The 18,248-nt window shown below is 27.0% G+C and carries 13 protein-coding genes and 1 tRNA gene; 11 read left to right on the forward strand and 3 right to left on the reverse strand.

All coding sequences use genetic code 11. From position 1 onward, the window contains the following. Window positions 1-135 precede the first annotated feature (135 nt). The 6 genes from Q0K52_RS08565 (at window position 136) to mltG (ending at window position 8,809) form a co-directional block, all read left to right on the forward strand. Window positions 136-225 (forward strand) — tRNA-Sec (locus Q0K52_RS08565). A 105-nt stretch (window positions 226-330) separates the two neighbouring features. Further along, window positions 331-1,683 carry an L-seryl-tRNA(Sec) selenium transferase gene (selA, locus tag Q0K52_RS08570; protein ID WP_297298499.1) on the forward strand — a complete coding sequence of 451 codons (1,353 nt, stop codon included), beginning with the start codon at window positions 331-333 and terminating at the stop codon, window positions 1,681-1,683. Between the two features lie 714 nt (window positions 1,684-2,397). Next, complete coding sequence (selB, locus tag Q0K52_RS08575; RefSeq protein ID WP_297298501.1) at window positions 2,398-4,215, forward strand: selenocysteine-specific translation elongation factor; 1,818 nt, start codon at window positions 2,398-2,400, stop codon at window positions 4,213-4,215. Window positions 4,216-4,365: 150 nt separating this feature from the next. Then, the gene (locus Q0K52_RS08580) at window positions 4,366-6,414 is read left to right on the forward strand and encodes a hypothetical protein (RefSeq protein ID WP_297298502.1); all 2,049 of its coding nucleotides are present in this window, start codon (window positions 4,366-4,368) and stop codon (window positions 6,412-6,414) included. 30 nt (window positions 6,415-6,444) lie between these two features. Beyond that, on the forward strand, window positions 6,445-7,695 hold the full coding sequence (gene hisS, locus Q0K52_RS08585) for a histidine--tRNA ligase (protein ID WP_297298505.1): 1,251 nt from the start codon (window positions 6,445-6,447) through the stop codon (window positions 7,693-7,695). A gap of 106 nt (window positions 7,696-7,801) precedes the next feature. After that, window positions 7,802-8,809 (forward strand): endolytic transglycosylase MltG, encoded by a 1,008-nt coding sequence (gene mltG / locus Q0K52_RS08590; protein ID WP_297298506.1) that lies wholly within the window; start codon window positions 7,802-7,804, stop codon window positions 8,807-8,809. Between the two features lie 112 nt (window positions 8,810-8,921). Here the strand turns inward: mltG and Q0K52_RS08595 are convergent, their stop codons facing one another. From Q0K52_RS08595 to aroQ, 3 genes are all read right to left on the reverse strand, one after another. Then, on the reverse strand, window positions 8,922-9,527 hold the full coding sequence (locus Q0K52_RS08595) for an HNH endonuclease family protein (RefSeq protein WP_297298508.1): 606 nt from the start codon (window positions 9,525-9,527) through the stop codon (window positions 8,922-8,924). A 118-nt stretch (window positions 9,528-9,645) separates the two neighbouring features. Further along, window positions 9,646-10,761, reverse strand: a complete 1,116-nt coding sequence (locus Q0K52_RS08600; protein WP_297298510.1) for a Xaa-Pro peptidase family protein — start codon at window positions 10,759-10,761, stop codon at window positions 9,646-9,648. A gap of 21 nt (window positions 10,762-10,782) precedes the next feature. Continuing rightward, the gene (aroQ, locus tag Q0K52_RS08605) at window positions 10,783-11,223 is read right to left on the reverse strand and encodes a type II 3-dehydroquinate dehydratase (protein WP_297298512.1); all 441 of its coding nucleotides are present in this window, start codon (window positions 11,221-11,223) and stop codon (window positions 10,783-10,785) included. A gap of 215 nt (window positions 11,224-11,438) precedes the next feature. Between aroQ and Q0K52_RS08610 the strand changes: the two genes are divergently transcribed. The 5 genes from Q0K52_RS08610 (at window position 11,439) to tyrS (ending at window position 18,226) form a co-directional block, all read left to right on the forward strand. Further along, window positions 11,439-12,488 (forward strand): tetratricopeptide repeat protein, encoded by a 1,050-nt coding sequence (locus Q0K52_RS08610; protein WP_297298514.1) that lies wholly within the window; start codon window positions 11,439-11,441, stop codon window positions 12,486-12,488. Then, window positions 12,485-14,314, forward strand: coding sequence for a hypothetical protein (locus tag Q0K52_RS08615; protein WP_297298516.1), 1,830 nt, complete (start codon window positions 12,485-12,487; stop codon window positions 14,312-14,314). The genes Q0K52_RS08610 and Q0K52_RS08615 overlap by 4 nt, the downstream gene beginning before the upstream one ends. A 518-nt stretch (window positions 14,315-14,832) precedes the next feature. Further along, complete coding sequence (locus Q0K52_RS08620; RefSeq protein ID WP_297298518.1) at window positions 14,833-15,729, forward strand: DMT family transporter; 897 nt, start codon at window positions 14,833-14,835, stop codon at window positions 15,727-15,729. Window positions 15,730-15,814: 85 nt separating this feature from the next. Beyond that, window positions 15,815-16,891 (forward strand): Xaa-Pro peptidase family protein, encoded by a 1,077-nt coding sequence (locus Q0K52_RS08625; protein WP_297298520.1) that lies wholly within the window; start codon window positions 15,815-15,817, stop codon window positions 16,889-16,891. A 138-nt stretch (window positions 16,892-17,029) separates the two neighbouring features. Further along, on the forward strand, window positions 17,030-18,226 hold the full coding sequence (gene tyrS, locus Q0K52_RS08630) for a tyrosine--tRNA ligase (protein WP_297298521.1): 1,197 nt from the start codon (window positions 17,030-17,032) through the stop codon (window positions 18,224-18,226). Window positions 18,227-18,248 lie beyond the last annotated feature (22 nt).

The raw sequence follows: 18,248 nt of genomic DNA on the forward strand, positions 1-18,248 counted from the left end.
TTATAGCAATTTAAATTATAAGGAATACCTTCTTTTTTTAAAATAAAAGTGTGCAATATCTATGGCTCTTAAACAATTTAAATAATATTAATAAATTGACATAAAATTAAAAATGATATATTATAGGGATTGCTTGGAGGTAGATGAGTCCCGGTGGGCTCCGCGCTCTTCAAAAGCGTTGGACGCTATAGCAGCGTTGGCAGGTTCAACTCCTGCCTCTTCCGATAAATAAGCGATTATAAAAGTTATAGTATGATTGAATTACTAATAATTAATAGTCTCTTATCTTGAATTGTATTTTATATTTTTAATTTTAGAAAAGGGGCTTAAATGGATAACAAATTTAATTTAGTACAAACCAATACTGTATTAGAACATGATTCTATCAAACCATATCATAAAATTCTTTCCCGTCCTATAGTTGCTGATATTATTCGTGATACTTTAGACAAATTAAGAGCAGAATTAAAAAATAAACCTAATGTTTCATACACTAAAGAAGATATTATCAAATTATGTGAAAAGAAAATAAAGCAGAAGTCTAATCTTCCAATAAAAAAAGTAATAAATGCAACTGGCACCATTATGCATACTAATTTGGGACGTTCTCCGATAGATGCAGAAATTTGGGACGAAGTTAAACAATTAAATATATCAAGTAATAATCTTGAATATAATATTAATAATGAGGGCAGAGGAGTAAGAGGAGAATTTTTATATTCTCTTTTGGCTAAATTAACAGGTGCTGAAGATGCATTAGTTGTTAATAATAATGCTGCTGCAGTATTTTTAATATTAAAAACTTTAGCTAAAGATAAGGAAGTAATAGTTTCAAGAGGCGAGCAGGTACAAATAGGCGGAGGTTTTAGGATTCCTGATATACTTAGAGAGGCAGGAGCTAAACTTGTAGAGATAGGTACTACTAATATAGTAACTTTAAAAGATTATGAAGAGGCTATAACAGAAAATACAGCTTTGATACTTAAAGTACATGCATCAAATTTCAAAATTAGAGGATTTGTGAAGCATCCATCATTTAAAAAGATAAGAGACGCTATACCAAATAATATACCATTAGTTTATGATGAAGGTGCTGGAATATTTGATGAAAGTATGTCAGAAGAAGAACATATAAAGGCAGCATTGAAAAGCGGTGTTGATTTAGTATGTTTTTCAGGCGATAAAATGTTTTCAAGTGTACAGGCTGGTATTATAGTTGGTAAAAAAGAATATATAGATAGAATATATAAACATCCTTTAATGAGGGCTTTTAGATGCGGTAAAACAGTTCTTTCTATATTAGAAAAAAGTGTTATAAAAAGATTAAATGCAGAAGGTCAATTTAAAGGATATTGTGAAACTTTATTAGCAATTAAACCAGAAATTATAAAACAAAAAGCTTTAAAAGTGATAGAAAACATTGAAGGTTTTGAAGTTGCTGAGGAAACGGTAGAAACAGGCGGCGGTGCTATGGCAGATACTTTTTATCAGTCTTATGCAATTAGTTTCAAGCCTAAGGATATAAAATCCGTTATTAAGTTTATGCATAATTTAGATGTTCCTATTATACCAAAAGTAAAAAAGGATTCAGTGTTAATATATGTTATAACAATAAATGATGCTGATATAGATTATGTAAGAGAAGTTTTAATAAAAATAAAAGATAATGATTTTTTAATATAAAATTTTGATTGTTTGACAAGTTTGGTTGTTGGGGGTTTTTGTCGGGATACAGAGAGCAATCAATTGTTATTGGTAATAATATAAAGAATGTATATATTTTTTTAAGTGATAAAGTAGCAGCTGATAACTGACGAAGGAAGTTTTCAGCTATTTATAGGGAGTTTATCACTAGTAATAATAAATAATTTTTTTATATTAGAATGCTAAATATAAAAATTGTGAGTGTCTAGTAAATTTATTTACTAGACAATAAGCAGCAAACAATTTTTATTAGCAATAATATAAAGAATGTATGTATTTTTTAGTGATAAACGATCAACTGATAACTGACGAAGGAAGTTTTCAGCTATTTATAGGGAGTTTATCACTAGCAATAATAAATAATTTTTTTATATTAGAATGCTAAATATAAAAATCGTGAGCGTCTAGTAAATTTATTTACTAGACAATAAACAGCAAACAATTTTTATTAGCAATAATATAAAGAATGTATGTATTTTTTAGTGATAAACGATCAACTGATAACTGACGAAGGAAGTTTTCAGCTATTTATAGGGAGTTTATCACTAGCAATAATAAATAATTTTTTATATTAGAATGCTAAATATAAAAATTGTGAGCGTCTAGTAAATTTATTTACTAGACAATAATTAGCGAACAATTTTTATTAGCAACAATAAAAGGCGAACATAGCAACAATAGGAGTTTCATAGTATGAACAGAATCATAGGAACAGCAGGTCATGTTGATCATGGTAAATCAGAATTAATTAAAGCACTTACAGGTATAGCAATGATGCGTTTACCAGAGGAAAAGAAAAGAGAGATGACTATAGATTTAGGTTTCGGATTTTTTAAGCCTAATGATGATATTACTATAGGTGTAATAGATGTTCCTGGACACGAGAGATTCATCAGAAATATGGTTGCTGGTATGTGGAGCTTGGATTTAGTTATGCTTGTTGTTTGTGCTAGTGAAGGCTGGATGAACATGACAGAGGAGCATGCTAAGGTTGCTTTATCTCTTGGCATAAGAAATATTATATGCGTAATGAATAAAATTGACTTGGTTGATGAAAATAGATTGAAAGAGAGCGAAGAAGATATTAAAAAGAATTTATATAGAATATTTAACAGAGATATAGAAATAGTAAAAGTATCAGCAATGAATGGTACTAATATAGATTTATTGAAAGAAAGAGTAACAGATATATTATTAAAAGAAAAATATGAAGATGATATAAAAACTCATATTTATGTTGATAGGGTTTTTTCTATAAAAGGTGCTGGTTTAACAATAACAGGAAGTATTAAAGGCGGAAGTATTAAAAGAGATGATACCTTGATACATTATCCTACAAAGAGAGAAGTATCTATAAGAAATATTCAATCATATCATGAAGATAGAGAAATAGTATATGCCACTTCACGTATAGCTATAAATTTAAAAAATATAAAGAAAGAAGAAATAAGAAGAGGGCATTTATTGTGCGATAAGGAAGAAACAGTATTTTTAACTGATGAAATAATATTGGAACTTGTTAATAATAGCGATGTTGAATATTTGAAAAAAATTAAGAATGCTGAATTTGCTATTGGTACAGAATGTGTCGTAGCTCAAATTATACCTATGTACAAAAGGGCTGCTTATAATGAATCAGATAAGAAAATAAAAACAGATGTTGATATAAGAGAAATAGATAATAGATTTATAAGATTAAAATTTGATGAGCCTATTGCAGTATTTTGGAAGGAAAGAGGAATATTAATAAGCCATGGCGGAAGCACTATAATAGGTACAGGCGATGTATTTTGGGGAAGCAAAACAACTCCTCAAATAAGAAAAAATATAATGGATAATGCTCAAGAATTCTTGGGTAAGGTAAAAAGAGACAGATATACAGATTTAGTTATGTCTGTTAATGGCTATTCTGTTGGAAATGGCAAATTACCGGATTATGCTGTTAGTTTGGCAAATTATTTTGTTAAAAAAGATTATTTGAATAAATTATTAGAAGAATCAAAAAAATTAATAGAAACTAAAAAAGATGGTTTTTCTTTTGAAGATATAAGAAATCATCTTAATATAGATAATGCATTTACAAAACCTTTTATAGATCATTTAGTTCAAAATAAAATTATAATGCCTTTTAATAATATATATAAGAAATTTACTCAAAGTGTAGATTTAACAAATTCTCAAAAGGCTTTACTTGATAAATTAAAAAAAGCAGATTTAAACGGTTTAGATGAGAAAGCTATAAAAGTATTTCCAAATGGAATGAAAGATATAAAAGCATTATCAGCTTTGAAACAGGCAATGTATCTTGAAGAAGGTATATATTATCATATAGAAGTTTATAACAGAGTTAAAAATTTAATTATGAAAAATACTAAACCTAAAGATATCATAACAATAGCATTTGTTAAAGAGAAAACAGGTCTTTCAAGAAAGTATGTTATACCTCTTTTGAATGCATTAGAAAGAGAAAAATTATTAAAACGTCAAGGCAATGATAGAATAGTTATTTAAAATATAATAAGTTTTGACATTTTGTTTTATTTGTATAAAATGCAATAGGATAAGATACTTGATATTATATTTTTTTATAGTAAAATATCTTAAGTTTTTTTAGAGATGTCGATATTTTATAGGATAGTATAAAAATATTTGGAGATAACAATGAAAAAAATTATTTCTGTTGCATTTATATTGCTATTATCTTTACCTTTATTTTCTCAAAATGGCGTAACATTTCCAGAATATATAGAGGATTTGCAAAATAAATCTCCTAAAAAATCTATAGAATGGTTTAAGAAAAATTCTTATTCTGATGAATATGGAGTTAATAGATATGTTTTTGATTTTTATAGAGGAGTAAGCAGATATTTATCTTTTGTAAAATTTAAATCTGCTAGAACAGATGTTAATAGAGCAGCTAGTGATTTCAGACAGGCTTTAGAATTACCTAATGATCCTGTTTATTCTTATAATGACAGAGCATTCTTATATATAGGCGGTATACTTACTATCTTACCTGGTGATAAAGAACTTCCGGCAAGAATATTTAAGTATTATGCTGATAATTGTAAAACATCAAATCCTAATTATCCTACTGCCATATATTGGACTATGTACTTGAGTTATATTACTCCTATGGTTTATGAAAGCTATTATGAAACATTAAAAATATTGGCAAGAAGTCCTGAAAATACAATATATGATTATTTTTCTGGTGAGAATAAAAGCATCAGTGAAATGATGAGAAATTTAAAAACTCCTGAAAATATGACTCAAAAAGTTTATGAGTGGACTACTTCAAATATGGACGTATATACTCTTATAAAGAATTCTATTCCTATACTTCCTGAAGAAGAAGGTCTTCCTACATTCACAGGTGAAAAATTTGCTACTTTTGAAAGATATTCTCCAGCAAAAGAAATAGAAGATATAGAAAAAGAGATAGAAGAAAAGAAAGAAGTTGAGGAGGATTTAGTAGCTGCTGATATAGAACCAGAAGAAAAAGAAGAATTAGATCAGCTTCAGGATATAGCTAAGAAAGAAAAAACTCCAGAAAATGCTTCAAACAGAAGAATACCAGCTCTTGAAAAAGAAGTGCTTGATGAAGTAGTTATAGAAGATCCAGAAGTAGTGGAATATAAAACTAATGACACTAATATAGAAACAAATGCAGTTTTATATCCATTAACTATTTTGATAGATAAAAATCCAAATAATGGTCCTATAGGAATAGATATAGAAGATTATTCATTTAATACAGAAGTTTCTACTAATTTTATTATAGAAGTTTCTGAAGGTATGTATGATGCTTATATATCTTTTGGTGATAAATTATATACTAATCATGTAAAAGTAGAAAAAGATAAATACAACTTATTTTCTATCATAATACAGGATCAAACAATTCCTTCAAATGAAACAAATAATATTGATAATACTAATAATATAATTGATAAAGAAGATGCAGACGTAAAAGAAGAATTGGTAGATGAAGAAGAAGTTGAGGAAAATGAAGAAAAACAAGAAGATGTATCTTTAACAGTAGGTAAAGAAACTACACCAGTTAATAAATATGACGGCAATGCAGAAAATACTAGAGAAATAATAAGAAAAATATTATCAAGACCTGCAAAAGTAGCAACAGAATGGTTTGTTACTAATCCTTATAATGAATATATGGGAATATCTATAGAAGAATATAGCTATTATAGAGGTGTTGCTTATTATTCAAGATTTTTGAATGAAGGAAGAAGATCTGCAGAGTTTGCAGCTCAGGCAAAATCAGATTTGACATTTGCTTATAATAAAAAAGATAATTCTAATCTTTTAATGAGAACTAGACTTTATTTAGGAGCAGTTAATTTATTTGCTTATAATGATTTATATGAAGCAGATAAAATGTTTGCTGAAGTAGGTTCTTCTCTTTCAGAGGATCATAGATATTATCCTACAGTTCTTTACTGGAGAAGCAAAATAGGTATTGTTGATGAGGCACAAAGAAATGATTTTATAAAGGTATTATCATCAAAACCAGCAGATACTCAAATATTGGATTATTCTTCTACTATGTTTAAAAATTTATCAGATATGCCTTCTTATGAAGAAAGGATAAAAGGCATCAGAGCTGTTGATAAAGTTAAACCAATTTATGAACATCCAAAAAATGTTTCAAAAGCTGGAAGTACTAAAACAGAAGAGGTGTTAAATTAAAATAAAAAAATTAAATTAGGATATGATGAAATGTTAGAAATAAAAAAACCACGCGGTACAAATGATTTTTTCTATGATTCTTCAGCAAGATTGGAATTTATAGAAAGTAAAATAAAAAATATAGTTAAACTTTATGGATATGGAAGAATAAGAACTCCTTTATTTGAATATACAGACCTTTTCACAAGAGGAATAGGAGAAGGAACTGATATTGTAGGAAAAGAAATGTTTACCTTTGAAGATAGAGGAGGACGTTCTCTTACTTTAAGACCTGAAGGTACTGCTTCAGTTGCTCGTGCTTATGTAGAAAATTCTATGCAAAATGAATATGCCATAAATAAATTATTCTATTTAGGTACAATGTATAGAGCAGAGCGTCCGCAAAAAGGAAGATACAGAGAATTCAATCAATTTGGTATAGAATGTATTGGAGGTTCTTCTCCTTTAATAGATGCTGAAATAATTCTTCTTAATATAAATGTATTAAAAGAATTTGGTATTGATAATGTTAATCTATTAATTAATACAGTGGGCTGTTCAAAATGTAAAGGTGCTTATAATGAAGCTTTGAAAGAGGCTATAGGAAGCAGAAAAGAAGAACTTTGCGAAACTTGTCAAAAGAGATATGAAGGCAATATTTTAAGAATATTAGACTGTAAAAATGAAAAATGCAAAGAAACAATAAAAGATATACCAAAATTTTATGATTATGTATGCGATGAATGTAAAGAACATTTTGATAAATTATGCGAGGAACTTACAAGAATAGGACAGAATTTTACAGTTGATCCAATGCTTGTTAGAGGATTAGATTATTATACAAAGACTGCTTTTGAGGTTCAGACAAATGCTTTAGGTTCTCAAAGTGCTATACTTGGAGGCGGAAGATATGATAATTTAATTGGTATTTTTAATAATGGAAAAGATGTACCTGCAGTTGGAAGTGCTATGGGTATTGAAAGACTTTTACTCGTATTAGAAAGTCAGAATAATATATCTGCAGAAAGACTTGATGCTTTTGTTGTGGCATTTAAAGAAACTGAAAATGAAGTATTAAAAATAATGCAGACATTAAGAGCTAATAATATAAGCTGCGATTATGATTTTGCATGTAAATCTGTTAAAAGCCAATTCAAATCAGCAAATAAAAGAAATGCTAAATATGCTGTTGTAATTGGTGAAGATGAACTTAAAAGAGGAATGTGTAAATTAAAAAATATGGACAGCGGAGAAGAAAAAGAAGTATCTATTAATGATATACATTCAAATATAGAAAAATAATAAAAATTATTAATATACAAAATTATTACATATATATAAATTATCTGTTATATTTACAATATTTTATTAATTTTGAATTATATATTTTTATAAAAGAGAGAATAGAATGAAAAAGTTATTTATCATATTACTTATACTTGTTGCTATAGTGTCGGTTTCAACCGTGCTATTTGTACAGTATATGATTAGTCCAGTAGGAGGAGATTCAGAAAAAGTATATTTTGAAATCAAACAGGGAGAAGGTGCTTCTACAATAGCAAAGAAATTAGAATTACAAGGTCTTATTAGAAATTCTAAATTATTTGTTGTAGCTGCTAAATACCTAAAATATGATAGAAAACTTTTAAGCGGATATTATGAAGTTAATAGAGATATGAGCATGATTGATATCATGAAGCATCTTAATAGCGGTAAACAAGCTATGGTAAGATTAACTATTCCGGAAGGTAAGAATATATATGAGATAGGACATGCTTTAGAACAGAAAGGTTTTACTACAAAAGAAGAATTTTTGGAAGTTTGTCATAGTAAGGAAATATTAGAAAAATACAATATACCTTCTGATAGTGTAGAAGGTTATATATTTCCATCTACTTATTATATAGTTAAAGGTAATCCTACAAAAGTATTAGTGACTTATATGATAGATTCTTTATTCAAACAGTTCCCAGATTTAGAGGAAAGAGCTAAAAAGATGGGATACACTGTTCATGAAGTATTGACTATGGCTTCTATAGTGGAAAAAGAAATGGGACCATTAGATGATCCTAAGCTTATATCTTCAGTATATTATAACAGATTAAAAATAGATAAAAGACTTGAGGCAGATCCTACTACAATATATGCCATGACTTTAGTAAAAGGCGATTATATAGAAAAGCCTAATCTTAAATATGCAGACTTACGTATGGAACATCCTTACAATACTTATAAAAATACAGGACTTCCTCCAGGCCCTATATGTTCATCAGGGGCAAAAGCTATAGATGCAGCACTAAATCCTGCTGATACAGATTATATTTTCTTTGTTGCTGATGGTACAGGAAAACATGCTTTCTCAGTTACTTATGAGGAACATGAGGAAAATATTAGAAGATATATTTTTAAGAGATAATTTATATTAATGATATTATAGAAAAATTAGGTATAATTTAGTTATTATACCTAATTTTTTATATTAACAAATTTTATTTTCAATAATAATTACTAATAAAAATAGACAATAATTATTTGCCTTTACAAACTCTGTTAGAAACTTCATCAAAACCATCTTCAATAGTAAGTCCCCAATCAGTTTTTATTTTAAACCATTCTCTTACATATTCGCATTGATATTCTTCATTTGGCGGGAGCCATTCAACTGGTGATTTGTCTCCTTTGGAACGATTGGCACCTTTTGATACAGCTACTAAATGATTTTCATTTTTTAGATAATTATAATATTTATTTTTCTTTTCTTCGCTCCAATTACTTGCTCCGCTGATATAAGCATTTTTTAACGGTACTAAATGGTCTATATCCAAATCTTTTGCATTAGTAAAATATTTTCCAGTGAATTTATCATACCATTTTCCAGATATTACTCTGTTATTTGATATTACAGGCTTTACTAAAGATTCTCTTGCTAATACCTCATGTCTTGTATTGAGTCCGTCATTATCTTCATCAATCCAATTTCCCCAATCATCTCTATTGTATCTTGTAACAGTTTCTTTTGAAGTTTTTTTTATCTCTTTTTTATCGTATATATTATTGTAGTAATAGTATCCTGCAGCTATTATTAAGATTAATATTATAAATAAAGGTGATGATTTTTTCTTTCTTCTAGCCATAGTATTTTCCGCTATTAAATAAATATTTTTATTTTTTACACAACAATATTTATTTAATTTTAATTAAAAAGTATTATATAAACAATAATACTATATGGAAAAGAATATGTCAATATTATTATAATACAATCAAATCAGTAGGTGTATTATTAATAGATATTCCAGCCTCTCTAGTTACTATAACCATATTTTCTATTCTAACACCGCCTAAATTTGGAACATATATTCCAGGTTCAACAGTAACAATACAGCCACCATCAAGTATATGATCAACAAGAGGGGAAAGTCTAGGAGATTCATGTATTTCAAGTCCTACACTATGACCTAATCCATGTCCGAAATACTGTCCGTATCCATTATTTTTGATAATTTCTCTTGCAACATTATCAACTTCTTTTCCAGAAACTCCGGAATGTATTGCTTCTATGCCTTTGTTATGAGCTTCTCTTACTATATTGTATATTTTACTCATTTCATCAAAGTGTTCGCCTTTTCCAAAGAAGAATGTTCTAGTTATATCGCTTTTATATCCATCTCTTGATAAACCGAAATCCATAAGTATATTATCACCAAATTTTAACTTTCTATCTGAAGGAACACCATGAGGAAGCGAAGTTCTATCTCCAAAAAGTAAAATTGTATCGAATGCAGTTTTATCTCCGCCTTCTTTACGCATTTGATATTCTAATTCTGCAGCTAATTCACATTCTGTTACGCCTTCTTTTACAAAAGCTAACATTTTAGTCATAGCTTTTTCTGCTCTATTTAAATTCTCTTTTATTATTTTTATTTCTTCTTTTTCTTTTATATTACGTATAGTATCTACATCAGCTTTACTTATCCCTACTTTAATAGAATTATTAACCATAGAAGAAACTATATTTTCATAATCAGCTAGATAAAGCCCATTTTTAGCTACTTGTATTTCTTTTATGTTATTTTCTTTACAAAATTCTGCCAAAGCATCTGCATAAGTTGTTGCTACAAGTATAACAGTAGTTTTATGTGTAACTTTAGTAGCATGCTCACAGTATCTTGAATCTACAAATAAATATTTTTTGCCTTCACTGATCAATAACCAGCCAGCACTTCCTTTGAAACCTGTAAGATAAAATATATTTTCATTTTTAGTTATGAGTAAATTTTCTTTAGTTAATTTCAATAATCTTTCTAATCTAGCATCATAATCAAATTTTTTGTTCTCACCGCTTTTATTTAATGTTAATTTACACATTATCAAACTCCGTAATATATTTTAATTATTTCTTTTTTGTATTGATAGTAAATGAGCTAAAGCCAATATATAACTATTGTCTCCAAAACCTGTAATTACTCCTAATGCTATATCGGATAAGTAACTTTTATTTCTGTATTCCTCTCTAGCATGAATATTGCTTATATGAACTTCAATGAAAGGTATATTAGTTGCTAGGAATGCATCTCTTATTGCTATTGATGTATGAGCATAGGCTCCAGCATTTATTATGATATAGTCAATACTTTCGTCATAAGCTCTATGTATTCTATCTATTATAGCACCTTCATGATTTGATTGAAAAAAAGATACTTTAGCAGCATTTCCAGCAGCTTCTTTTATCTTATTTTCAATATCTCCAAGAGTTGCATTTCCTAAAATTTTTGTTTGAGATACTCCAAACATATTTGTATTTGGACCATTAATAACTAATATATTCATATAAGCCTTTATTTTATTATAAGAATTTTTTATTTGTAATTTAGTAATATAATATACCTATTATAAAAAAAATCAAATGTCAAAATTGTATTATGTTAATTTGATAAATATTTTATTTAAATAAATTTTATTTAAAATGATTATGTTGACATTAATATGATAATATTTTATAAAATTATATTATTATAACTTTAATAAATAAGGGGTATAAAATTATGGATAATGATTTTTACAAATTAGCAGAAGAAGCATTCGATGCAGGAAATTATGAAAAGGCAATAGAATATTATGATAAACTAATATTTTATAATGGAGATAATGCGGAAGTTTATAATTGCATAGGACTTGCAAAAAACAAGTTAGGTAAATATAAAGCTGCATTAAAAGATTTTAATACTGCTTTGAAATTAGATAATAATAATGCAGATATATATTATAATAAGGGTTTAACTGAATATGATATGGGTGATTATGAGAAAGCCATTAAAGATTACACTAAAAGTATAAAACTTGATAATACCATTGGCGATGTTTATAATAATAGAGGTTTATGTTATTCTGTATTAGGAGAATTTGAAAAGGCTATTGAAGATTTTACTTATGCTATAAGATTAAATAAAAATGATGCAGAACTTTACTATAATAGAGGACTTTCAAAATCTAATTTAGAAGATTATAAAAATGCATTAGATGATTACGATAAAGCTATTGAAATAAATCCTAAATACAGCAATGCTTATAATAGCAGAGGAAATGCAAAAAATGAACTAAATTATAATGAAGAAGATATTATAGCAGATTATGATAAAGCTATAGAAATTGATAATAATATAGATGCTTCTTATTATAATAAGGCATTATATTATGATATTAATGAAAATTATGAGAAGGCTTTGAATCTTTATAATCAATTATTAGAAATAGATGAGTATTATGTAGAGGCTTATGGAAATAGGGCTTTAATTTTATATAAGTTAAATAAAGACGAGGAAGCTATTAAAGATTGTGATAAAGCTATTGAATTAGACAGTAAGTATTGGCTTTTATATTTTAATAGGGCAGAGATTAAACTTGAAGTTGCTCAAAAAAATATTGATAATTTTAAAAAGTTAAATGATGAAGCATTTGAAGATATAAATAAATCTTATGAGTTAGCTTTAGAAGATGAAGACAATTTAAATGAATTTAAAGATTATGTATTAGAATTATCAAATGAAGGTTTTGAAATAGTTATTGATTTTTGTAAGGAGCATAAATTATTATGAATATGGAATCTATTCCAAAATGGGATAATTATTATATAGAAGCCGATGAAGATAGTGAATTTCAATCGGACGAAACAGAGCGTCCGCCATTAACTGGAAAAAATAGATATGTTCCTAATGGACTTTATGATGAAAAATGGGGGAATGTTTATGATGCTTATGGTAAAGCAGATTTAACTCCTTATTATATAGAAGCTTTAACTAGCGATGATGATAATGATGTTAATTTCGGAGTGTACGGACTTTATGCAGCAACTACCCATCAAGGAAGTGTTTATAAATCTTCAAAAATGGCTGTTCCATATTTGGCAGATTTATTGAAGTTCAATAATAATGCTTCGGAATTGGCATGCATATTTTTAGCTAGAATAGCATTAGGAGAAAAGCATTTTATTAATACGCCATTCTTTTATAAAACTAAATATTATGGTACTGTTAAAAAATATAAAAATGAAATTGTAGATTATTATAATAAAAGCAATTCGCTTGAGGCTATGAGATTATTATGTTTTATTGGGAATTCTTTAGATGAAATATTGAATTTTTCTTACGATGAATGTTTAAAATTAGAAAATGGAAATAAAAATAACTCCTATATTCGCCAGGCTTCAACTTTATTGGTACAAGGTTTTACAGCAGCACAGCATAATTATAAAATTTCTAATAAAGACTATTATAAAGAATATCTAAATATTAGTGATATTAATGACATAAAAAAATTAAAAGTTAATAAGCATATTGAAGAAGTTTATAATATTATGAACAAAAGTGAATCTCTTTTGGTAAGAGGCTCTGCGGCAATTTGTTTAGCTTATACTGGTATTTTTAATAAAGATATTTCTAATTTGCTTTTATATATAACAGAAAATAATTGTGCAGGTGTATATTGGGTATGGGACGATAATTTTTCTAATATAGCAAAATATGCATGGCTTTATTCTAGTGATATTGAAACGTTATTAAACACTGAAGGTATTAAAACAAAAAGCAATGTTACAGGTAATATTAATAGTGATGAAAAAAGTTATGATGATATATTGATAGAAGCCGTTACAAGAGTTTTTCCATATAAAAATAAAAAAGAAGAATTAATAAATCCAGAGTTGAATGATATACAAAAAAGAGTATTAAGAAAGATTGTTGATAATGCTCCTAATTTGTTTGGAAGTTATGAACTAGAAACCATTAATATGCCCTTAAATACTGAATCTGCAAAAAGACTTATTGATGATGATTATATAAAAAATAAAATTCTATGCAAAATAATTGATTCAAAACCTTTATGGTATATCATAGAAGAATCATTGATTAAAAAAGATGAAAAAACTATTACAGATATAATTATTAATAATAATATAGATGCAATGAAATTATTATTTGAAATATATGCTCCTATAAAAAATATTATTAATAGGGAAGTAATAATAAATACTTTGAATATATACAGCAGTTTTGATGATAAAAAGATATTAAATGAAAATAATAGTATTATTTTATCTTCGATAGCGAATTGCCTAACTAAAAGTATAGAAAACTATAAAAATGAAATATTTAATTATTTAGATGAAACATTAATAAAAGTAAATGATTTCAAAGATGATTATGATTATAAAGAAAAATTAGTTGGCGAGTATGTAGGAGTATTTTTATTAACATTAGGACGTTCAAAATTATTAGATGAAAAATATTATAAATTGGTTCGTCCTTATCATAAGTATATTCAATATTCAGTTTTTCCAAGTAAATTATTTTTTGAGCTTTTAAGTTATACATCTTTAGAATATCAGGAATTAATAAAAAAGCAGTTCAATATAAAAAATATTTAGAAATCCACTATTAAAAAATTGATTTTTTACCTAAAACTAGGGTATTACACCATATTTAATACATATTCTTAAAATATAAAGTTCTAGCAATTGCGTTTTTTGCAACTTTTTTGTGCGGCAAAAAAGTTGATAATTCTATATAAACTGCATCGGTTGACAAACTTAAAAATTTTTAGTATATACATAAACAACTATTTTTTGTCAAAAATAATTTTTTTAAATTTGAAATATTTGCAGGGCTTTGCCCCGCACCCCAGTTCTTTTACCGAGTAGGTACCTTTCGGTATTGGTATAAAAGAACCAAAAAAACTGCATTTTTAGTCTAAATCTAGGTTATCTATACATTTAAGACATATATTTTTAATATAAAGTTCTAGCAATTGTGTTTTTTGAAACTTTTTTGTGCGGCAAAAAAGTTGATAATCCTATATAAACTGTATCAGTTGACAAACTTAAAAATTTTTAGTATATAATACTACTTAAATTTTTAATTATTATTTATGGAGTCTTATTTTATTATGAAGAAGTTTATACCCATTCTTCCTATATTATCCGGTATATTTTGGGGCGGCGGCGGAATATTTATAAGAAGACTTATGGAATTAAATATTAATAGCTTTACTGTTGTTTCTTCAAGAGTTATCGTAGCAAGTATAATATTTTTTATATGTGTGTTTCTATATGATAGATCTTTGATAAAAATAAAATTAAAAGATTTATGGATATTTGTTTCAGCTGGAATACTTGGAATATTAGGACTTAATATTTGTTATAATGAAGCGGTAAAGCAATTATCATTATCTTTATCTGCTGTACTTTTGAGTTTATCTCCTATATTTGTTTTGATATTTGCTAATATATTTTTCAAAGAGAAAATCACTGTAAAAAAAATTGTTTGTATGATATTAGCATTACTCGGCTGTTTCTTTGCAAGCGGTGTACTTGAAACTAATGAAACTATGCATTGGACATATTTTGGTATATTTATAGGTTTTATGGGAGCATTTTTCTACGGGCTTTACAGTATATTTTCTAAACTTGCCATAAGAAGAAATTATAATACATTAACAGTTACTTTATATGCATTAATAAGTATAGCAATAATAACATTACCTTTTACAGACTGGAAGACTCTTTCAAATGTTGTAGTAGAAAATGGTTCTGGTATGTTGGTTTTTATGCTTTTTCATTCACTTTGTACATCAGTATTTCCTTATGCATTTTTTACTATAGCTTTAGGTTATATGGATGCCGGAAAGGCTTCTATATTAGCTTCTGGTGAACCTATAGCAGCTATGATTTTTGGTGTATTCTTTTATCATGAAATACCTACTGTGCTTTCTGTTATAGGTGTATTATTAACGTTAACTGCTTTAACTTTACTCAGTATACCAGAAAAAATAAATAGTAATTAATTTTAAAATTATTATACAAAAAATATATTTTTAATATATAATCTAGTCACATATTGTTATTAATTATATTAAAGGAATGATATTTATGAATATTAACAGATTAAACAGAGTTATTAATGCTATGAAAGAAAAGAATATCTATCAGTTTATAATAACAGATAGAATGTCAATATATTATCTTACTAATATTAATATATATTCAGGAGAAAGGTTTTTAGGCCTTTATGTGAATCAAGATAATGAAGTGCATTTGATTAATAATCAATTATTTCCTTTGCATAATAATGATATAGATATTTTATATTATTCAGATACAGAAAGTGCTGTAAAAAAACTATCTAAATTTGTTCATAAAGATAAAAATATAGGTATAGATAAATTAATGACATCAAATTTTTTATTAGAGATGATGGAATTAGGTATAGCTAAAGATTATATAAATGCTTCTCCTTGTATTGATTATGTAAGAATGCAAAAGGACGAAGAAGAGATAAAAAAGATGATAAAAGCTTCAGAAATTAATGATAAAAGTATGAAGGATTTAATAGATTTCGCACAAGTAGGAATGAAAGAAAATGAGGTTTTAGAAGAGCTTAAAAATATATACAAAAGAAACGGTGCTGATAATGTGTCATTCTCATTTGATCCTATTATAGCATTTGGAGCTAATGCTGCAAATCCTCATTATGCTACAGCCGATACAATTATAGGTAATAATGGCTGTTTAGTTATAGATATGGGCTGTATGTACCAAGGATATTGCTCTGATATGACTAGAACTATATTTTTTGGCGAGCCAGATGATGAATCTAAAAAAATATATAATATAGTAAAAACTGCAAATGAAAAGGCTATTGAAAAAGTAAAAGAAGGTATGAAATTTTCAGATATAGATAATGAGGCACGTTCATATATCACAGAAAATGGATATGGAGAATATTTTACTCATAGAACAGGCCATTGTATAGGCATGGACGTTCATGAATATGGAGATGTAAGTGCTACTCATAATGCTTTACTTAAAGAAGGTATGATATTTTCTATAGAGCCCGGTATTTATTATAATAATAAAGTAGGCGTAAGAATAGAAGATTTAATACTTGTTACTAAAGAAGGACATAAGAATTTAAATAGCTTTACAAAAGAAATGATAATAAAATAATTATTTATTTTTTGTATGAAATTATCATAATAAACGGTAAATATTTGACTTTAATTAAAATTTACATTATTATTAACAATTATATTATAGAAAAAATATTATTTATAGTTAATTTTTCAATTATAAAGGGATACTAAAATGGACAATAAACAATATACTGTAGAAGAATCTATCGAATTAATTACTCGCGGAATAAGCGAAGTTATAGGATTAGAAGAAATAAAAGAAAAACTAAAAAGCGGAAAACAATTAACAGTAAAAGCTGGATTTGACCCTACTGCACCTGATATACATTTAGGGCATACAGTACTTTTGAGAAAAATGAGACATTTTCAGTTATTAGGACATAAAGTTGTATTTTTAATTGGAGATTTTACTGGAAGAATAGGAGATCCATCTGGTAAAACTAAAACTAGACCTAGATTAACTTTAGAAGATGTATTGAAAAATGCTGAAACTTATAAACAGCAGGTTTTTAAAATTTTGGATCCTGAAAAAACTATTGTAGAGTTTAACTCAAAATGGCTTGAAAAAATGAGTTTTGCTGATGTACTTGGACTTACTTCAAGATATACTGTAGCTCAAATGATAGAAAGAGATGATTTTGCTAAAAGATATAAAAATGGTCAGCCTATAAGTATGATGGAATTTTTATATCCATTAGCACAAGGTTATGACTCTGTAGCTTTAGAATGTGATGTTGAGCTTGGCGGTAATGACCAGAAATTTAATTTGCTTGTAGGAAGAACTTTGATGAAAGAATATGGTTTATCTCCTCAGGCAGTTGTTACAGTTCCATTATTAGAAGGTTTAGACGGTGTTGAGAAGATGAGCAAATCTTTAGGTAATTATATTGGTATATATGACAGTCCTAAAGATATGTATGGTAAAGCTATGAGCATACCTGATAATTTAATAGCTAAATATATGGAACTTCTTACTGATATACCTATAGAAGATATAAAGAATTATGTTAAGTCTATGGAAAATGGTGAAAATCCTAGAAATATAAAAGGTATATTAGCAAAAGAAATAGTAAAAATATATCATGGTGAAGAAGAAGCTTTGAATGCTGAAGAAGAGTTTAAAAGAATATTCAGCTCTAAGGGTCTTCCAGATGAGATTGAAGAAGTAAAAGTGAATAAAGATGATAATATATTGAATATTTTATCTACTTGTATGTCATCAGAGAGTAAATCAAATTTGAAAAGACTTGTTGCTCAAGGAAGTGTTACTTTAGATAATGAGAAGATTAATGATATAAATACTATTGTTTCTAAAGAGGGTATATTAAAAGTAGGAAAACGCAATTTCTTTAAAATTAAATTTTCTTGATAAAGTTATAATTGAGTTTTAG

This window comes from uncultured Brachyspira sp., from assembly GCF_944390845.1.
Lineage (GTDB): Bacteria > Spirochaetota > Brachyspiria > Brachyspirales > Brachyspiraceae > Brachyspira > Brachyspira pulli.